General features: G+C 61.4%; 15 protein-coding genes. 5 read left to right on the top strand and 10 right to left on the bottom strand.

Translation table 11 applies throughout. The features are described 5' to 3' along the window. Window positions 1–150: 150 nt before the first annotated feature. Window positions 151–1,257, bottom strand: a complete 1,107-nt coding sequence (locus tag NKI52_RS08735) for an aldo/keto reductase (RefSeq protein ID WP_023674933.1) — start codon at window positions 1,255–1,257, stop codon at window positions 151–153. 54 nt (window positions 1,258–1,311) lie between these two features. Continuing rightward, window positions 1,312–1,740: a nuclear transport factor 2 family protein gene (locus NKI52_RS08740; RefSeq protein ID WP_023674932.1), complete on the bottom strand. Its 429-nt coding sequence runs from the start codon at window positions 1,738–1,740 to the stop codon at window positions 1,312–1,314. Between the two features lie 114 nt (window positions 1,741–1,854). On the opposite strand from NKI52_RS08740, the gene NKI52_RS08745 reads away from it, so the two are divergent. Next, window positions 1,855–2,793, top strand: a complete 939-nt coding sequence (locus NKI52_RS08745) for a LysR family transcriptional regulator (RefSeq protein ID WP_023674931.1) — start codon at window positions 1,855–1,857, stop codon at window positions 2,791–2,793. Here the strand turns inward: NKI52_RS08745 and tsf are convergent, their stop codons facing one another. The 5 genes from tsf to NKI52_RS08770 all read right to left on the bottom strand — a co-directional run bounded on the left by tsf (window position 2,794) and on the right by NKI52_RS08770 (window position 7,422). After that, entirely contained in the window at window positions 2,794–3,717 is a 924-nt protein-coding gene (tsf, locus tag NKI52_RS08750; protein ID WP_352697680.1) for a translation elongation factor Ts, read from the bottom strand. 119 nt (window positions 3,718–3,836) lie between these two features. Then, entirely contained in the window at window positions 3,837–4,634 is a 798-nt protein-coding gene (gene rpsB / locus NKI52_RS08755) for a 30S ribosomal protein S2 (RefSeq protein ID WP_031211288.1), read from the bottom strand. Window positions 4,635–4,838: 204 nt separating this feature from the next. Continuing rightward, the gene (locus tag NKI52_RS08760) at window positions 4,839–5,117 is read right to left on the bottom strand and encodes a DUF4031 domain-containing protein (RefSeq protein WP_352455747.1); all 279 of its coding nucleotides are present in this window, start codon (window positions 5,115–5,117) and stop codon (window positions 4,839–4,841) included. Window positions 5,118–5,160: 43 nt separating this feature from the next. Beyond that, a complete protein-coding gene (locus NKI52_RS08765) occupies window positions 5,161–6,459 on the bottom strand; it encodes a lysophospholipid acyltransferase family protein (protein WP_352593433.1) in 1,299 nt (432 codons plus the stop codon). 135 nt (window positions 6,460–6,594) lie between these two features. Further along, window positions 6,595–7,422: a cell envelope integrity EipB family protein gene (locus NKI52_RS08770; RefSeq protein ID WP_023674927.1), complete on the bottom strand. Its 828-nt coding sequence runs from the start codon at window positions 7,420–7,422 to the stop codon at window positions 6,595–6,597. A gap of 138 nt (window positions 7,423–7,560) precedes the next feature. Here NKI52_RS08770 and NKI52_RS08775 point away from each other — a divergent pair, with 138 nt between their 5' ends. From NKI52_RS08775 to NKI52_RS08790, 4 genes are all read left to right on the top strand, one after another. Continuing rightward, window positions 7,561–8,025 (top strand): RidA family protein, encoded by a 465-nt coding sequence (locus NKI52_RS08775; RefSeq protein WP_352593436.1) that lies wholly within the window; start codon window positions 7,561–7,563, stop codon window positions 8,023–8,025. Window positions 8,026–8,039: 14 nt separating this feature from the next. Continuing rightward, window positions 8,040–8,768, top strand: a complete 729-nt coding sequence (locus tag NKI52_RS08780) for a glycerophosphodiester phosphodiesterase (protein ID WP_023674925.1) — start codon at window positions 8,040–8,042, stop codon at window positions 8,766–8,768. 40 nt (window positions 8,769–8,808) lie between these two features. Beyond that, window positions 8,809–10,023, top strand: a complete 1,215-nt coding sequence (locus NKI52_RS08785; protein WP_352636757.1) for a GNAT family N-acetyltransferase — start codon at window positions 8,809–8,811, stop codon at window positions 10,021–10,023. Between the two features lie 119 nt (window positions 10,024–10,142). Next, the gene (locus NKI52_RS08790) at window positions 10,143–10,574 is read left to right on the top strand and encodes an HIT family protein (RefSeq protein ID WP_352593442.1); all 432 of its coding nucleotides are present in this window, start codon (window positions 10,143–10,145) and stop codon (window positions 10,572–10,574) included. Window positions 10,575–10,670: 96 nt separating this feature from the next. Here NKI52_RS08790 and clpA read toward each other — a convergent pair whose 3' ends face one another. The 3 genes from clpA to NKI52_RS08805 all read right to left on the bottom strand — a co-directional run bounded on the left by clpA (window position 10,671) and on the right by NKI52_RS08805 (window position 14,076). Then, entirely contained in the window at window positions 10,671–13,139 is a 2,469-nt protein-coding gene (clpA, locus tag NKI52_RS08795) for an ATP-dependent Clp protease ATP-binding subunit ClpA (protein ID WP_352593445.1), read from the bottom strand. A 6-nt stretch (window positions 13,140–13,145) separates the two neighbouring features. Continuing rightward, a complete protein-coding gene (clpS, locus tag NKI52_RS08800; protein ID WP_023674921.1) occupies window positions 13,146–13,472 on the bottom strand; it encodes an ATP-dependent Clp protease adapter ClpS in 327 nt (108 codons plus the stop codon). Window positions 13,473–13,746: 274 nt separating this feature from the next. Continuing rightward, entirely contained in the window at window positions 13,747–14,076 is a 330-nt protein-coding gene (locus NKI52_RS08805) for a phasin family protein (RefSeq protein ID WP_352471661.1), read from the bottom strand. Between the last annotated feature and the right edge of the window lie 254 nt (window positions 14,077–14,330).

Raw genomic sequence — 14,330 nt, forward strand, 5'->3', positions numbered from 1 at the left:
TTTATTCTCACCCGCACACCTCAGTCATCACCCCGCCTTTCTGTGGCTCTAGGTTTTTTTTTCTTTAATCCCTCCCCACCCCGCCGCGCGGCTGCCGCCGGCGCCGCCCCCCCCGAGCCGGAAAGTTGAGATCGTGGACCGGGATAGCCGTCAGCTCACGCCGGCAAAAGTGCCTCGCATGAGCAGATCCGGCAGATAGCTTGCCGGCTTACCGCCAACCGCCTGCCCACCGGTCAGGCCGCCTTGTATTTCAGGGCCGAAGAACGAATACGGAAAGGGCGTGACCGGCCGGCTCACCGCATCGAGCCGTGCCCGAAGATCTTCGGGAATGTCGAAATCAAGCGCGCCGAGATTGTCCTTGAGCTGGTCAAGCCTGGTGGCGCCGACGATGACGGATGCAATGCCTGGCCTGTTTGCCGTCCAGTTCAAGGCGATCTGGGCCATGCTGCGGCCGAGCTGGCCGGCAACCCTCTCCAGTTCGGCGACGATTTGCCAGTTGCGATCGGTGAATTTCTGGAAACCGGGATTGGTCGAACCACGCATTGTCTCCAGCCGGCCACCATCCTCGACGATTGTATCGAAACGGTATTTTCCGCTGAGCAGGCCGCTGGCCAATGGACTCCAGACCATGATTCCGGCGCCATAGCGCGTGCCGAACGGCACGAACTCGTGCTCGATGTTGCGCTCGGCCAGCGAATATTCGAGCTGAAGCGCCGAAACCGGTTCATAGCCGCGATGCTCGGCGACGGCCTGCGCCCGGCTTGCGTACCAGGCCGGCACGTCGGACATACCGACATGCCGGATCTTTCCGGCGCGCACCAGATCGTCCAGCGTCCGCATCACCTCCTCCGGCGGCGTCAGCCTGTCCCAGGTATGGAGGATGTAGAGGTCGATGTAGTCGGTGCCGAGCCGCTTCAGCGAACCGTCTATCGCCCGCAGGATGTTCTTGCGGCCGTTGCCCCCGGCGTTCGGGTTGCCCGGTTCGGCGTTGTAGGTGAATTTGGTACTGATCACCGCCTTGTCGCGCAGCCCACGCTCGGCGATGAATTCGCCGAGCCAGGTTTCGGCCGTGCCACCGGTATAGAGATCGGCGGTATCGAAGAAATTGCCACCGGCTTCGACATAGGCATCAACCAAGGCGCGCGCGGTTTCCTTCTCCGCGCCCCAGCCCCATTCCGTGCCGAACGTCATGGTGCCGAGCGCCAGGCGGGTGACACGCAGCCCGCTGTTGCCGAGCGTGTAGTAGGACATGGTCATGGATTTCTCCTGAAGTTTGAAAAGCGGGATTGAGGTCTTGCCTGGGATACGCAGTCAGGCCTTGGCCAGCGCATCGACCACCACCTGGAAGCGGCGCGGATCGAAATAATCGTGGTAGGTGCTGATCAGACCGCTCTTGAAGTGGAAAATCGCGATATTGCTGTTGGTGTATTCAGTGCCGCCGATCAGCACCGCGCGGTTCTTGTACTCAACGACGATCGCGTCCGAATCCGCTGCCGGATAGATGGCTGTCAGCTGCGAATCGAAGGATTCGAAATTACCGAAGAGGCCTCGGAAGGCCGCCAGGATCGCGGCTTTACCATCGATGCTGTTTCCAAATCCTGCCGGCGGGTAGAAGACAAGTATACGGCCATCTTCAGCCCAAAGGTCGCCCCATGCCTCAATGTCCTTGCGGTGCATCAGATCAAAGAATTTACGCACGGTCTCGAGATTACGGGTTCGTTCGGAATCGAGGTCGGTCATTAGACGTCTCCTTGGCTGCTCGGCGATTGCCGTGTGATGCAGCCAAAGATGCGCCCTCCTTTCTCCGCCGATAAGATTGCATTATCCGAATGGACTATGCGATATCATGCATGAATGGACCGCGATCTGCTTAGCCACCTACCTGTAATCGTTGCCGTCGCGCGGCGTGGCGGCTTCGCGCCGGCAGCCGCCGAGCTCGGCATGAGCCCGTCAGCGGTCAGCCATGCGGTTCGGCTGGTAGAGGAGCGAATCGGCCAGCCGTTGTTTGCCCGCACCACGCGCAGCGTCTCGCTGACCGAGGCTGGCACCGCGCTTGTCGCTGCGGCGGAGCCGGCGCTGGAAGACATTGCCGACCGGATCGAACGTATCCGCTCTGTCAAAGGCCGGGCAAGCGGACTGCTCAGGATCAACGCGCCGCGTTTGGCGCTGCCTCTGGCGCTGATGCCCATCCTGACGGCGATGGCGGAACGTTACCCTGACGTGACGGTGGAGATCGTCACCGACGAACGTCTGAGCGATATCGTCGGCGAGGGTTTCGACGCCGGCATCCGGCTGGGCGAGATGATCGCCGAGGATATGGTGACGGTGCGACTGACAGGGCCTTTCCGCAGCATCATCGTTGCCTCGCCGGCCTATGTCGGCCGGCGCGGGCGGCCATGGGCGTTGGCCGATCTCGCCGCGCACAACTGCATCGGCTATCGGCTGTTGCGATCACGTGCGCTCTATCGCTGGGATCTGTCCGATCAGGGCAAGGATATCAGCGTCGAGACACGCGGCAGCGTGGTCGTCAGCGATCCGCTGTCGGCAAGGGAAATGGCGCTTGCCGGCATCGGCCTCGCCTATCTGTTCGAGCCGCTTGTCAAGCCCGACATCGAGGCAGGCCGGCTGGTCGAAGTCCTTGGCGAGGCATCGATCGAGGAACCGGGACTGTTCCTCTATTTCCCGCGCCGCGCCGCGATGGCCCCGAAGCTCCGCGCCTTCATCGACACCGCGCAAGAAATCGGCCGGGCATCCTCGCGGATACCCGGCCGAAAAAGCCTTTCAAACGAATAGTTACTTCTTGACCGCTGCCGCGACTTCCGCCGCGAAATCGGTCTCTTCCTTCTCGATGCCCTCACCGAGCGCGAAGCGCAGATAGGCAGCGATTTTGGCTGGCGCCCCGATTTCGCTTTCGGCATCCTTCAGCGCCTTCTCGACGGTAATGTCGGGATTGAGCACGAAAGCCTGCTTGAGCAGCACGACCTCTTCATAGAACTTGCGCAAACGGCCTTCGACCATCTTCTCGATGATCGCTTCCGGCTTGCCGGACTGGCGCGCCTGGTCGGCGAAGATCGCCTTCTCGCGTTCCACTGCGGCCGGATCGAGCTCTTCGGTGGTCAGGGCCATCGGATTGGTGGCAGCGACATGCATGGCAACCTGACGGGCGAAGGCGTTGGCGGCATGCGCGTTGCCTGTCGTCTCGATGGCCACTAGCACGCCGAGCTTGCCAAGGCCGTCGGCGACTGCATTGTGAACGTAGGTTGCGACAGCGCCGTGCTCGACGGTGAGCTTGGCCGAGCGGCGGAAGCCCAGATTCTCGCCGATGGTGCCGACAGCGTCCTTGATGGTCTCGGCGACCGACTTGCCCGAGCCCGGATAGGGAGCGGCGGCAACGGCCTCGGTCTTGCCGCCATAGGCAAGCGCGACCTTCGCGACATTGGCGACCATCTCCTGGAACGCAGCATTGCGGGCAACGAAGTCCGTCTCGGAATTGACCTCGACAATCGCTGCCTCGCGGACGCCGGAATCTACGCCGATCAGGCCTTCGGCAGCGGTACGGCCAGCCTTCTTGTCGGCCTTGGAAATGCCCTTCTTGCGCAGCCAGTCGATGGCTTCTTCCATATTGCCGTTGGTCTCGTTCAACGCCGCCTTGCAATCCATCATGCCCGCGCCGGTCAAGTCGCGGAGTTCTTTGACCTGTGCAGCCGAAATGCTCATTGTCGCCTCTTTGTCTAAATGCACTGACGCACCATCGATTTTCGATGATGCGCCTGGTGCCGGTAGCGCTTACCGCGCCAACATATTGGAAAGATGAAGGCCGCAGCCGGCCTTCGCTACTATGCTTCCGGGGTCTGGGCTGCCGGGCTCTCGGCGGCCGGGGTCTGATCGAGCGCCGGTTCGACCGGAGCCTCGACCGATGCGCCGATATCGACACCGAGCGCGCCCTGCTGACGGGCGATGCCGTCGATAGCTGCCTTGGCGATCAAATCGCAATACAGCTGGATGGCGCGGGCCGCGTCGTCATTGCCGGGGATCGGGAAGTCGATCTTGTCCGGGTCGCAGTTGGAATCGATGATGGCAACGACCGGGATGCCGAGACGCTTGGCCTCGAGAATGGCGATCGCTTCCTTGTTGGTGTCGATCACGAACATCAAATCGGGCGTCGAACCCATATCCTTGATGCCGCCCAGCGCCTTGTCGAGCTTCTCACGCTCGCGGTCGAGGTTGAGGCGCTCCTTCTTGGTCAGGCCCTGAGCCTCGCCGGCCAGCATTTCGTCGAGCTTGCGCAGGCGCTGGATGGAATTCGAGATCGTCTTCCAGTTGGTCAGCATGCCGCCGAGCCAGCGCGAGTTGACATAGTACTGGGCCGAGCGCTGCGCGGCATCGGCGACGATGTCGGAGGCCTGGCGCTTGGTGCCGACGAACAGCACGCGGCCGCCCTTGGCAACAGTGTCGGAAACCTGCTTCAGCGCCTGGTGCAGCAAAGGCACCGTCTGCGAGAGGTCGATGATGTGTATGTTGTTGCGGGCGCCGTAGATATAGGGCGCCATTTTCGGGTTCCAGCGGTGGGTCTGGTGGCCGAAGTGAATGCCAGCTTCCAATAGCTGGCGCATGCTGAAATCAGGCAGAGCCATTCTTATTTCCTTTCCGGTTAGCCTCCACGGACACAGGCATTTTTGGACTTTGTCCTCGAACGCCACCGGAGGTTTCAGCCGGATTTCTCCCGGGCAGACACCAAAGTCCGTGTGTGGAATGAGCGCGCATATAGAGGGGAAGCGCGACAAACGCAAGCGTTGTGGCGTCTTGTGGTTCAGCGTGCGGCGATCAGCGCACCGGTGTCATCGCCGCATCTTCCCCTTCGGCACCCGCACACGCCGGAAAACGGCGACGATCTCCTCGCGGCTGCATTCGATGGCGCCTAACCGCACTGCGCGGTCGCGCTCGAACCCGGTTATGTCATAATGCGGTGCCGATGTCTTCGGCGGTCCTTGGTAGGACGCGCGCTTGATGCCGAGCTGCCCGGCAAAGCGATGCAGCTCGTCGGTGTCGTCTGCCAGCAGATGGCACCAGCGGTGGCCGATCCATTTCCAGATCGCCGCATCGACATAGACCGCCATGAGATTTGCCGCACTCCTTCATCTTGCGCCGACCAACACGCCGCTAACGATGATAGAAGGGATTGGCATAGAAAATGAAGCCGCCGCCGGCCTCGAGTTGCGTCATCGTCCTGGTGACGGTCTCCTGCATCCGGTCGTGCAGTTCGGCGAGTGCCTCCTCGACGGAGCCTTGATAGGCGTGCAAGCCTAGCGGCTCCGGTACCCGGACATAGGCGCGGCGTGGGCCTGCCGGCTGCGGCACGAAACGGTTGATCGTATCGCGCAGCGTACCCTTGCAATAGTCGTTGCGGATCCGCTTCAAATGTTCGGCGATCTCCTCCTGCGTGATGCGCGGATTGGCTGAAGCCCACGGCCCGACACGCTGCAGGCGCTGGATTGTATCTGCCAGCGTTCGGACCTGCTTCTGGATTTCGGTGCCGTCCATGTTCTCCCCCAGCCAGCGCCGCGACCGGCGCAAAAGCTCGGCAGTGTCGAGCGTGCCGGCGTCGACCGAGACAAGTTCGGCAAGGCGACGGCCGAGTTCGGTCAGCAGGTCCTTTTGACGTGCGTCGTACGAAGCCCGCTCATCGGACCGCAGGCCATATGCAGCCTCATCGCGCGACAGCAAGGTCGCATAGATATGATGGATGCGCTCCGGCAGCGAATTGGCGGCACGGCGTTCGATCTTCAGGCTGTGCTCGACATAGGCGCATTCCTTTGCCAGCGCTGCCTCGACATTCCCCGTGAAAGCAAGCTTCCAGATCACGGGCGCGATCCAAACCTTGAAGTCCGGATCCGTCAGGCGGCCGCGCTTCAGCGCCTCGAACCCCATTTCGACCGCGCCCGGCAGCAGCGGGGCAATGATGTTGGCATGCCAGCCGACACCGCCTTCGGGATGCAGGAGCACGCCGTGCCCCTTCAGCGCCCAGGCCACCGAATGTTCCTTGGCGGCCGCGCTGTTGCCCGGGATTTGCGCGATCAGATTGTTGGCCAACCAGAATTTCTGCATCAGCCGGCCAAGCCCGTTGACGACGCCGTGCGTGGCCCAGGATGCCGCCAGCGGGCTTACCCGCGAGACGACCTCCTTGTCGATCATCCAGTCGGTAAAGAATTCGGGATGGTTGGGCGTGATGAACGTCGCCTTGCCCGCGCCGCAACAAGCCTTCAGCCTTTGCCGGTCATTCTCCGGAAAATCGATGTGGCGGACATTGGCGACGCCGCGCAAACCGGCCAGACGGTTGAATGGCAACAGGTCGCGAAACCCCGGAACGCCGTGCAGCATGACAATCCGGTTGACGAATGTCATAGCGTTGATCAGCGTCGCATTGGGCCGCGGCGCCACAAAAACGTCGATCCTGCTCAACCTGCTCCCCCGCGGCCCATACTGTCATAAGACGTTGATAGGCAATTGCGGCATGCTCAAGTCGATGCGACTTGCCCCGCAAGATTAAGCGCTACCGTCCCGGATAGCGGCCGGCGGCTTGCCGTTCACTCGAGCTTATTTAGACGGGCAGGTCTTTGGCTGATCGAACAGCGACAGATTGACCAATTTGCCGGTCATTGAGAACTCGCCATAGTCCATGACGAGATCGCGCGTGATGCCGTTCTTGTGCAGCTTGAAGCTGATCCGGTATTCCGGCACCTCCTCGCCGCCTTTGTCGGCATCATCGAAATAGGCGATGTCGACCGGCCAGTATTTGTCGGTGGCGAGCTTGGCCAGCGCCGGCGCTTCCGGATCGGCATTGTCGGCATCGGCTTGCTTGCCGACGACGACGGTGGTGGTCACCACCTTGTTGGCATCCTCAGAGCCGTCGAACAGGTTGGTTTCGTAGAAACGCTCGCCCTTTTCCGCCTTGCCGATCATTTCGACCATTTGCTGGGTCGGGAACTGGGTCGGCGCGAGTTCCAGGCTGTTCTTCTCGGGCTTGTCGATATCGACCTTGAGACCGTTGGCTTCCTTCGTTGCGGTACCCTTGACCTCCTTGTCGAGGTTCTGGTCGACAAAGGATTTGTTCACGAAGGAGAAGGTCTTGCCCTCGGCATCCTCGAAGGTGGTCATCTGCTGGTCGGTCAGCCTGGTGTTGTCGCTGGTTACGATCTGGGTCACCAAACGGAACTTTACTGTATAGCCCTCGCAAGGCGAGCCGTTGAACTCGTAGACCATGCGGCCGGTGATGCCGGTAATACCGGAACGGTCTGAAGCCTTGTCGAGTGAAATGTCGTAAACAGCACGATGCGCCTGCAGCGCAGGCACCGCAAAAGCGGGAGCCGCCCAGGAAGCCGCTGTCAAGAGAACGGCGTTGAATGCGAGGCGCGTTGCGCGCATGGGGTGCTCCGATCATCGCGGCTAATGGCAGGCCGCATGGAAAGATGGTCCAGCTTAAAAAAAGTCGTGGCGGAAGCGAGGCAAAAATAGCAATTTCGGCCCGGCCTGCGCGGCACCTTCAAGCAATAGGGAAATAGCATGAGCGAAACAATCGAAAAGCGGCTAAGCGATCTCGGCGTGACGCTGCCGGCCGCCGCCGCGCCCGCCGCCAATTACGTGCCCTATTGCCGGACCGGCAATCTGCTGTTCACCGCCGGGCAGTTGCCGCTCAAGGACGGCAAGCTCCAGGCGAGCGGACTGCTTGGCCGCGATGTCGACACCGCGACCGGCAAGGAAGCCGCAAAATACTGTGCGATCAACATATTGGCCCAGGCTCAGGCGGCACTTGGCGATCTCGAGAAAATCCGTCGCTTGGTGAAGATCACCGTCTTCGTCGCCTCGGCACCGGATTTTGTCGAACAGCATCTGGTTGCCAACGGCGCCTCGGATTTTCTCGCCGCCGTGCTCGGCGATCGCGGCAAGCACGCTCGCTCCGCCGTCGGCACCGCCTCCCTGCCGCTTAATGCCGCAGTGGAAATCGAAGCGATCTTCGAAGTCGAATGACCGGGACTGCAACCATGACCGATCTTTCCTGGCTGACCGCCCGGCCCGTCGCCCATCGCGGCCTCCACGACATGAACAAGACGCGCTGGGAGAACACCCTTTCCGCCTTCGCTGCGGCGGCCGAGCGCGGCTACGCGATCGAATGCGATGTGCACCTATCATCCGACGGCGTCCCCGTCATCATCCACGATGGCGATCTGCGGCGGCTGACCGGCGAGGACGGCTTCGTCTGGCAGCGTACGGCTGCAGAGATCACGGCGCTGAAGGTCGGCGGCACCGCCGACCATTTGCCGACGCTGCAGCAGGCGCTTGATCTGGTCGACGGCCGTGTGCCGATGGTTGTCGAGCTGAAAGGTGCTGCCGGGCACGACGAAGGCCTGGTCGAAAGCGTCGGCAAGATGCTCAAGCATTACAAGGGCAAGACCGCGATCATGTCGTTCGACCATTGGCTGATCCGCGAGTTCCCGAAATATGCACCCGGCATACCCGGCGGGTTGACCGCCTACGGCAACGACAACCACCTGATCGAGGCGCATTTCGCCATGCTGGCGCATGACATCGCCTTCACCTCCTACGCTGCCGGCGACCTGCCGAACCGGTTCGTCTCCTTCGTGCGAGAGAGACTCGGTATGCCGGTGATCACCTGGACCGTGCACGACCAGCCTGCCGTCGACCTGACCTTCAAATATGCCGACCAGATGACGTTCGAAGGATTCGAGCCCGATCTGGTACGGCTTGCCTGAGCGGGCTTGTATGGGTCCGCAGCGAGCTTAAGTAAGCCTCATGGATCAAGGGGACGACTGCGAAAGACAAACGGCGAATGCGGAGCTGTCGATCCGCATCGCCGCGGGCATCGGCGCCTTTACCAGCGCTGAATGGGACAGCCTCGGCGGCACTACACGCGGCGATGCAGAATACGGCTACAACCCGCTTGTTTCATTGGCTTTTTTGAGCGCGCTGGAAGATTCCGGCTGCGCTGTTCGGCGCACCGGCTGGCAAGGCCATCACCTCAGGCTGGAAACCGCGCGAGGCAAGTTGCTCGGAGCGGTCCCCTGCTATCTGAAGTCGCACAGCCAGGGCGAATATGTCTTCGACCATGGCTGGTCGGACGCGTTCGAACGCGCCGGCGGGCGCTACTATCCGAAGCTGCAATGCGCGGTGCCGTTCACACCCGTCACCGGCCCTCGCCTGCTGGTCGGCAGGGGCGAGGACAGCCCCACCGTCAAGGCCGGTCTTGCGGCCGGCCTGAAGGCGGTGACGGATAAGCTCGGCGTGTCTTCCGCGCATGTTACTTTCGCGCCGGAGGACGACGTCCAGATATTGGCGGCGGCCGGCTTCCTGCATCGCACCGACCAGCAGTTTCACTTCTTCAACGAAGGCTTCTCGAGCTACGACGATTTTCTCGCAACGTTAGCCTCGCGCAAGCGCAAGGCAATGAAGAAAGAGCGGCGCGAGGCCCTCGCCGACGGCATCTCGATCGACTGGCTGACCGGCAAGGATCTGACCGAAAAGGCCTGGGACGACTTTTTCGCGTTCTACATGGATACCGGCAGCAGGAAATGGGGCCGGCCCTACCTCAACCGCGATTTCTTCTCGCTGATCGGCGAGCGCATGGCCGACGACATCCTGCTGGTCATGGCCAAACGCAACGGGCGCTACATTGCAGGTGCCATCAACTTCATCGGCTCAGACGCGCTCTACGGCCGCAATTGGGGCTGCATCGAGGACCACCCATTCCTGCATTTCGAGGTCTGCTACCATCAGGCAATCGATTTCGCCATCTCGCGCAAGCTGAAGGTGGTTGAAGCCGGTGCGCAGGGCGAGCACAAGCTGGCGCGCGGCTACCGGCCCGTGACGATGCATTCGGCGCACTACATCGCCCATCCAGGTCTGCGCAATGCAGTGGCCGACTACCTCCAGCGCGAGCGGCGCGAAGTCGAGCGGATGAGCGAATATCTGGAAGAGCACACCCCGTTCCGCAAGGACATGGCGGAGTAGGGTAGCGAGCCCAATCGCTCAGCCGAGCGGGCCGGCACGGCCGATGTCGACCGATCGTCTTGCCCGCCCGGAACAGCTTCGCTACACGAGACAGCGAGCCAAGAACCGGAGCGCGCGCCATGGCCGAAGCAACCTATGACAGCAGCAACATCTTCGCCAAAATCCTGCGCGGAGAAATCCCTTCGCACCGCGTCTACGAAGATGACGCGGTCATCGTCTTCATGGATGTGATGCCGCAAGGGCAGGGTCACACGCTAGTGGTGCCGAAAGCGCCGTCGCGCAACCTGCTTGACGCGGATCCGGCGGCGCTTGGCCCGCTCTTCGCTCACGTCCAGAAAATTGCGCGGGCCGTAAAGAAGGCCTTCGATGCCGATGGCGTCACGGTTATGCAGTTCAACGAACCAGCTTCGGGGCAGACTGTCTTTCACCTTCACGTCCATGTCATTCCGCGCTTCGAGGGCATTCCCCTGAAACCGCACAGCGGACAGATGGAAAAGCCTGAAGTCCTGGCCGAGAACGCCGGCAAGATACGGATGGCGCTGGCAAGCTGAACCGGCGCAAACCGCTCCGGCGGGCGCCGGGTGCTTAATCGGAAGGTGTCACAAAAAAAGCCCCGTTTCCGGGGCTTTTTTTGACTTGCGGATTCGTCAGTTCTTACGCGGCAGTTGCGGCACAAGGCTGCGCTTGCCACCATCCTTGCCTTTCGGCTCCGGCTTCTGCGCCACCGCCTTTTTCGCGGCGGGCTTTTTCGCCACCGCCTTCTTGGCCTTCGGCGCGTCGTCCGGCTCTTCCTTCTTCGGCTTCACCGGCGCCTCGTCGGCGAGCGATTCGAGCTTCAGGCCGGTCTCGCCGGTTTCCTTCTTCTCGACAGTGACACGTACTGTGCCGCCCTTCTTGAGCTTGCCGAACAGCACCTCGTCGGCCAGCGGCTTCTTGATGTGCTCCTGGATGACACGGCCAAGCGGCCGGGCGCCCATGCGCTCGTCATAGCCCTTGTCGGCCAGCCATGCGATCGCCTCCTGCGACAGGTCGAATGTCACGCCGCGCTCGGAAAGCTGTGCTTCCAGCTGCATGACGAACTTCTGCACCACCTGATGGATGACCGGCACCGGCAGCGAGCCGAACGGAATGATCGCATCGAGACGGTTGCGGAACTCCGGCGTGAACAGCCGGTTGATCGCCTCGACATCGTCGCCTTCGCGCTTGGTCGAACCGAAACCGATGGCCGCGCGCTGCGCGTCGGACGCGCCCGCATTGGTGGTCATGATCAGGATGACATTGCGGAAGTCGATCTGCTTGCCGTTGTGGTCGGTCAGCTTGCCGTGATCCATGACCTGCAACAGGATGTTGAACAGATCCGGATGCGCCTTCTCCACTTCGTCCAGCAACAGCACGCAATGCGGATGCTGGTCGACGCCGTCGGTCAGAAGGCCGCCCTGGTCGAAGCCGACATAGCCGGGAGGCGCGCCGATCAGCCGTGAAACGGTGTGGCGTTCCATATATTCCGACATGTCGAAGCGGATCAGCTCCACGCCGAGCGAGGCGGCGAGCTGCTTGGCCACTTCCGTCTTGCCGACACCGGTCGGACCCGAGAACAGGTACGAGCCGATCGGCTTTTCCGGTTCCCGCAGGCCGGCCCGCGCCAGCTTGATGGCCGAAGTCAGCGCGGTGATCGCGGTGTCCTGGCCGTAGACGACGCGCTTCAACTCGATGTCGAGACCTTGCAGCACCTTCTCGTCGTCGGCGGAAACCGTCTTCGGCGGGATACGCGCCATCGTGGCGATCGTCGCTTCGATCTCCTTGATGCCGATGGTCTTCTTGCGCTTGGCTTCCGGCACCAGCATCTGCGAGGCGCCGGTCTCGTCGATCACGTCGATCGCCTTGTCCGGCAGCTTGCGGTCGTTGATGTAACGCGCCGAGAGCTCGACCGAAGCCTTGATCGCCTCGCTCGTGTAGCGAACCTTGTGGAACTCCTCGAAATAGGGCTTGAGGCCCTTCATGATCTCGATGGCGTCCTCGACGGTCGGCTCGTTGACGTCGATCTTCTGGAAGCGCCGCACCAGCGCGCGGTCCTTCTCGAAGAACTGACGGAACTCCTTGTAGGTGGTCGAGCCGATGCAGCGGATCGCGCCGGACGACAGCGCCGGCTTCAACAGGTTCGACGCATCCATGGCGCCGCCAGAGGTGGCCCCTGCCCCGATCACGGTGTGGATCTCATCAATGAACAGCACGGCGCCGGGATAATCCTCGAGCTCCTTGACGACCTGCTTCAGCCGCTCCTCGAAATCGCCGCGATAGCGGGTGCCGGCCAGTAGCGTGCCCATGTCGAGCGCGAAGATGGTGGCATTGTGCAGCACTTCGGGAACGTCGCCCTCGACGATACGCTTGGCGAGGCCTTCGGCGATTGCCGTCTTGCCGACGCCGGGATCACCGACATAGAGCGGGTTGTTCTTGGAGCGGCGGCACAGCACCTGGATGGTCCGGTTGATCTCGCTCTCGCGACCGATCAATGGATCGATCTTGCCGGCCTTGGCCTTGTTGTTCAGGTTGACGCAATAGGCAGTCAGCGCGTCCTGCTGCTGCTTCTTCTTGCCGCCTTCCTCTTGCGGCTCGGCCCCGCTCTGGCCGCCTTGCTCGTCGTCGGCGCCGCGCGGCGTCCGCGTCTCGGAAGCGCCGGGGCGCTTGGCGATGCCATGCGAGATATAGTTGACCGCGTCGTAGCGGGTCATCTGCTGTTCCTGCAGGAAGTAAGCGGCGTGGCTCTCGCGCTCAGCGAAGATGGCGACGAGCACGTTGGCGCCGGACACCTCCTCGCGACCTGACGACTGCACATGGATCACCGCGCGCTGGATGACGCGCTGGAAACCGGCAGTCGGCTTGGAATCTTCATCGTAGCCGGTGACGAGGTTGTCGAGCTCGGTGTCGATATAGGTGAGGACCGTATGCTTCAACTCGTCGAGATCGACGTTGCAGGCACGCATGACGGCCGCCGCCTCGGTGTCGTCGATCAGGGCGAGCAGCAAATGTTCAAGGGTTGCATATTCATGGTGCCGCTCATTGGCGAGCGTCAGCGCTTGGTGAAGCGCCTTTTCCAGGCCTTGGGAGAAAGCCGGCATGTTACCTCACTTCTTCTCCATCACGCATTGCAGCGGATGCTGATTCTGTCGGGCGAAATCCATGACCTGAGCCACTTTGGTCTCGGCCACCTCGAATGTATAGACCCCGCACTCGCCCACCCCATGATTGTGAACATGAAGCATTATGCGTGTGGCGGCTTCGCGGTCCTTCTGGAAAAAGCGCTCCAGCACATGGACCACGAATTCCATGGGTGTGTAGTCGTCGTTAAGAATGAGGACCCGATACAGACTGGGCTTCTTGGTCTTGGTTTTTGTGCGCGTGATGACGGCCGTGCCGCGACCGGCCTCATTGCCGTTGCTGCCGTTCTGCATTCGCACCACGTAGCTCGTGGCAGTCAAACCTGTAGTCACGTAGTCCTGCCTCTTTCGAATCCTCATGCATGCTCGACATGTAGGTGTTCGATGGACGATTTTAAGCCCTTCTGTTTAGCTGACAATATGGCTAGGTGGCCAAACTTGACCGATTTTTCAAATCGTGAAGACCGCAGGCCCCCGATTTCGAGCTGGCATGAAAAAACCCGGCCGCGCGTTCGCGACCGGGTCTGTCTTTGCAAGCCCAGGGGCCGGCTCGGAATGTTCGTCGAATTTACTTCGCCTTGGCGACGATCGATTCGAACGGCTTGTAGGCTTCCTTGGCGAGTTCGGCATAGAGATCGCCAAGCTTGGTGGCTTCGGTGACGAAGCTCTCATAGGACTGCTTGGCATAGTCGGACTGGATATCGATCGCCTTGTCCAGCGACTTGGCGGAAAAGAGCTTCTCAACAGCGGCGCTGCCGGCTTCGAAGCTTTTCTTGGTGTACTCGCCCGCCTCGGCGGCGATAGCCTGCGCACCCTTGGACAGCGAGGCGAAGCTCTTCAATCCGGTGTCCGCAAATTCCTTGCCGTATTTGCTGAAATCTTCATAGGTCTGGGTCATTTCACGCATTCCCTTGAACGGTTGCCTTGGACGATAGACGCGGCTTGTCCGGGCCGCGTTGTGCAATGCGTGTAAATATATTGTGCAGTGCACAAAAGTCAAGATTCCCGCGGCAATGCGGATCGTGAGCTGCCGGCAATCGCTAAGATTCGAATAAAGAGAAGCTCAATCCCACAGAAAATGGTGAACGCGGCGGTTACCATAAACGGATTGGTAACGCTGTCCGCGTTAGCGTGGCCGGAGGTGAGGCAGGA

This window comes from Mesorhizobium sp. M0590 (genome assembly GCF_040320905.1).
Lineage (GTDB): Bacteria > Pseudomonadota > Alphaproteobacteria > Rhizobiales > Rhizobiaceae > Mesorhizobium.

What these genes read in the sequence shown, in the direction of transcription:
- clpS (WP_023674921.1), bottom strand. Translation starts at nt 13,472, where the DNA reads ATGCAGAACGGCAGCAACGGCAATGAGGCCGGTCGCGGCACGGCCGTC.
- NKI52_RS08790 (WP_352593442.1), top strand. Translation starts at nt 10,143, where the DNA reads ATGGCCGAAGCAACCTATGACAGCAGCAACATCTTCGCCAAAATCCTG.
- NKI52_RS08740 (WP_023674932.1), bottom strand. Translation starts at nt 1,740, where the DNA reads ATGACCGACCTCGATTCCGAACGAACCCGTAATCTCGAGACCGTGCGT.
- NKI52_RS08760 (WP_352455747.1), bottom strand. Translation starts at nt 5,117, where the DNA reads ATGGCGGTCTATGTCGATGCGGCGATCTGGAAATGGATCGGCCACCGC.
- tsf (WP_352697680.1), bottom strand. Translation starts at nt 3,717, where the DNA reads ATGAGCATTTCGGCTGCACAGGTCAAAGAACTCCGCGACTTGACCGGC.
- NKI52_RS08770 (WP_023674927.1), bottom strand. Translation starts at nt 7,422, where the DNA reads ATGCGCGCAACGCGCCTCGCATTCAACGCCGTTCTCTTGACAGCGGCT.
- NKI52_RS08745 (WP_023674931.1), top strand. Translation starts at nt 1,855, where the DNA reads ATGGACCGCGATCTGCTTAGCCACCTACCTGTAATCGTTGCCGTCGCG.
- NKI52_RS08805 (WP_352471661.1), bottom strand. Translation starts at nt 14,076, where the DNA reads ATGACCCAGACCTATGAAGATTTCAGCAAATACGGCAAGGAATTTGCG.
- NKI52_RS08775 (WP_352593436.1), top strand. Translation starts at nt 7,561, where the DNA reads ATGAGCGAAACAATCGAAAAGCGGCTAAGCGATCTCGGCGTGACGCTG.
- NKI52_RS08785 (WP_352636757.1), top strand. Translation starts at nt 8,809, where the DNA reads ATGGATCAAGGGGACGACTGCGAAAGACAAACGGCGAATGCGGAGCTG.
- rpsB (WP_031211288.1), bottom strand. Translation starts at nt 4,634, where the DNA reads ATGGCTCTGCCTGATTTCAGCATGCGCCAGCTATTGGAAGCTGGCATT.
- clpA (WP_352593445.1), bottom strand. Translation starts at nt 13,139, where the DNA reads ATGCCGGCTTTCTCCCAAGGCCTGGAAAAGGCGCTTCACCAAGCGCTG.
- NKI52_RS08735 (WP_023674933.1), bottom strand. Translation starts at nt 1,257, where the DNA reads ATGACCATGTCCTACTACACGCTCGGCAACAGCGGGCTGCGTGTCACC.
- NKI52_RS08780 (WP_023674925.1), top strand. Translation starts at nt 8,040, where the DNA reads ATGACCGATCTTTCCTGGCTGACCGCCCGGCCCGTCGCCCATCGCGGC.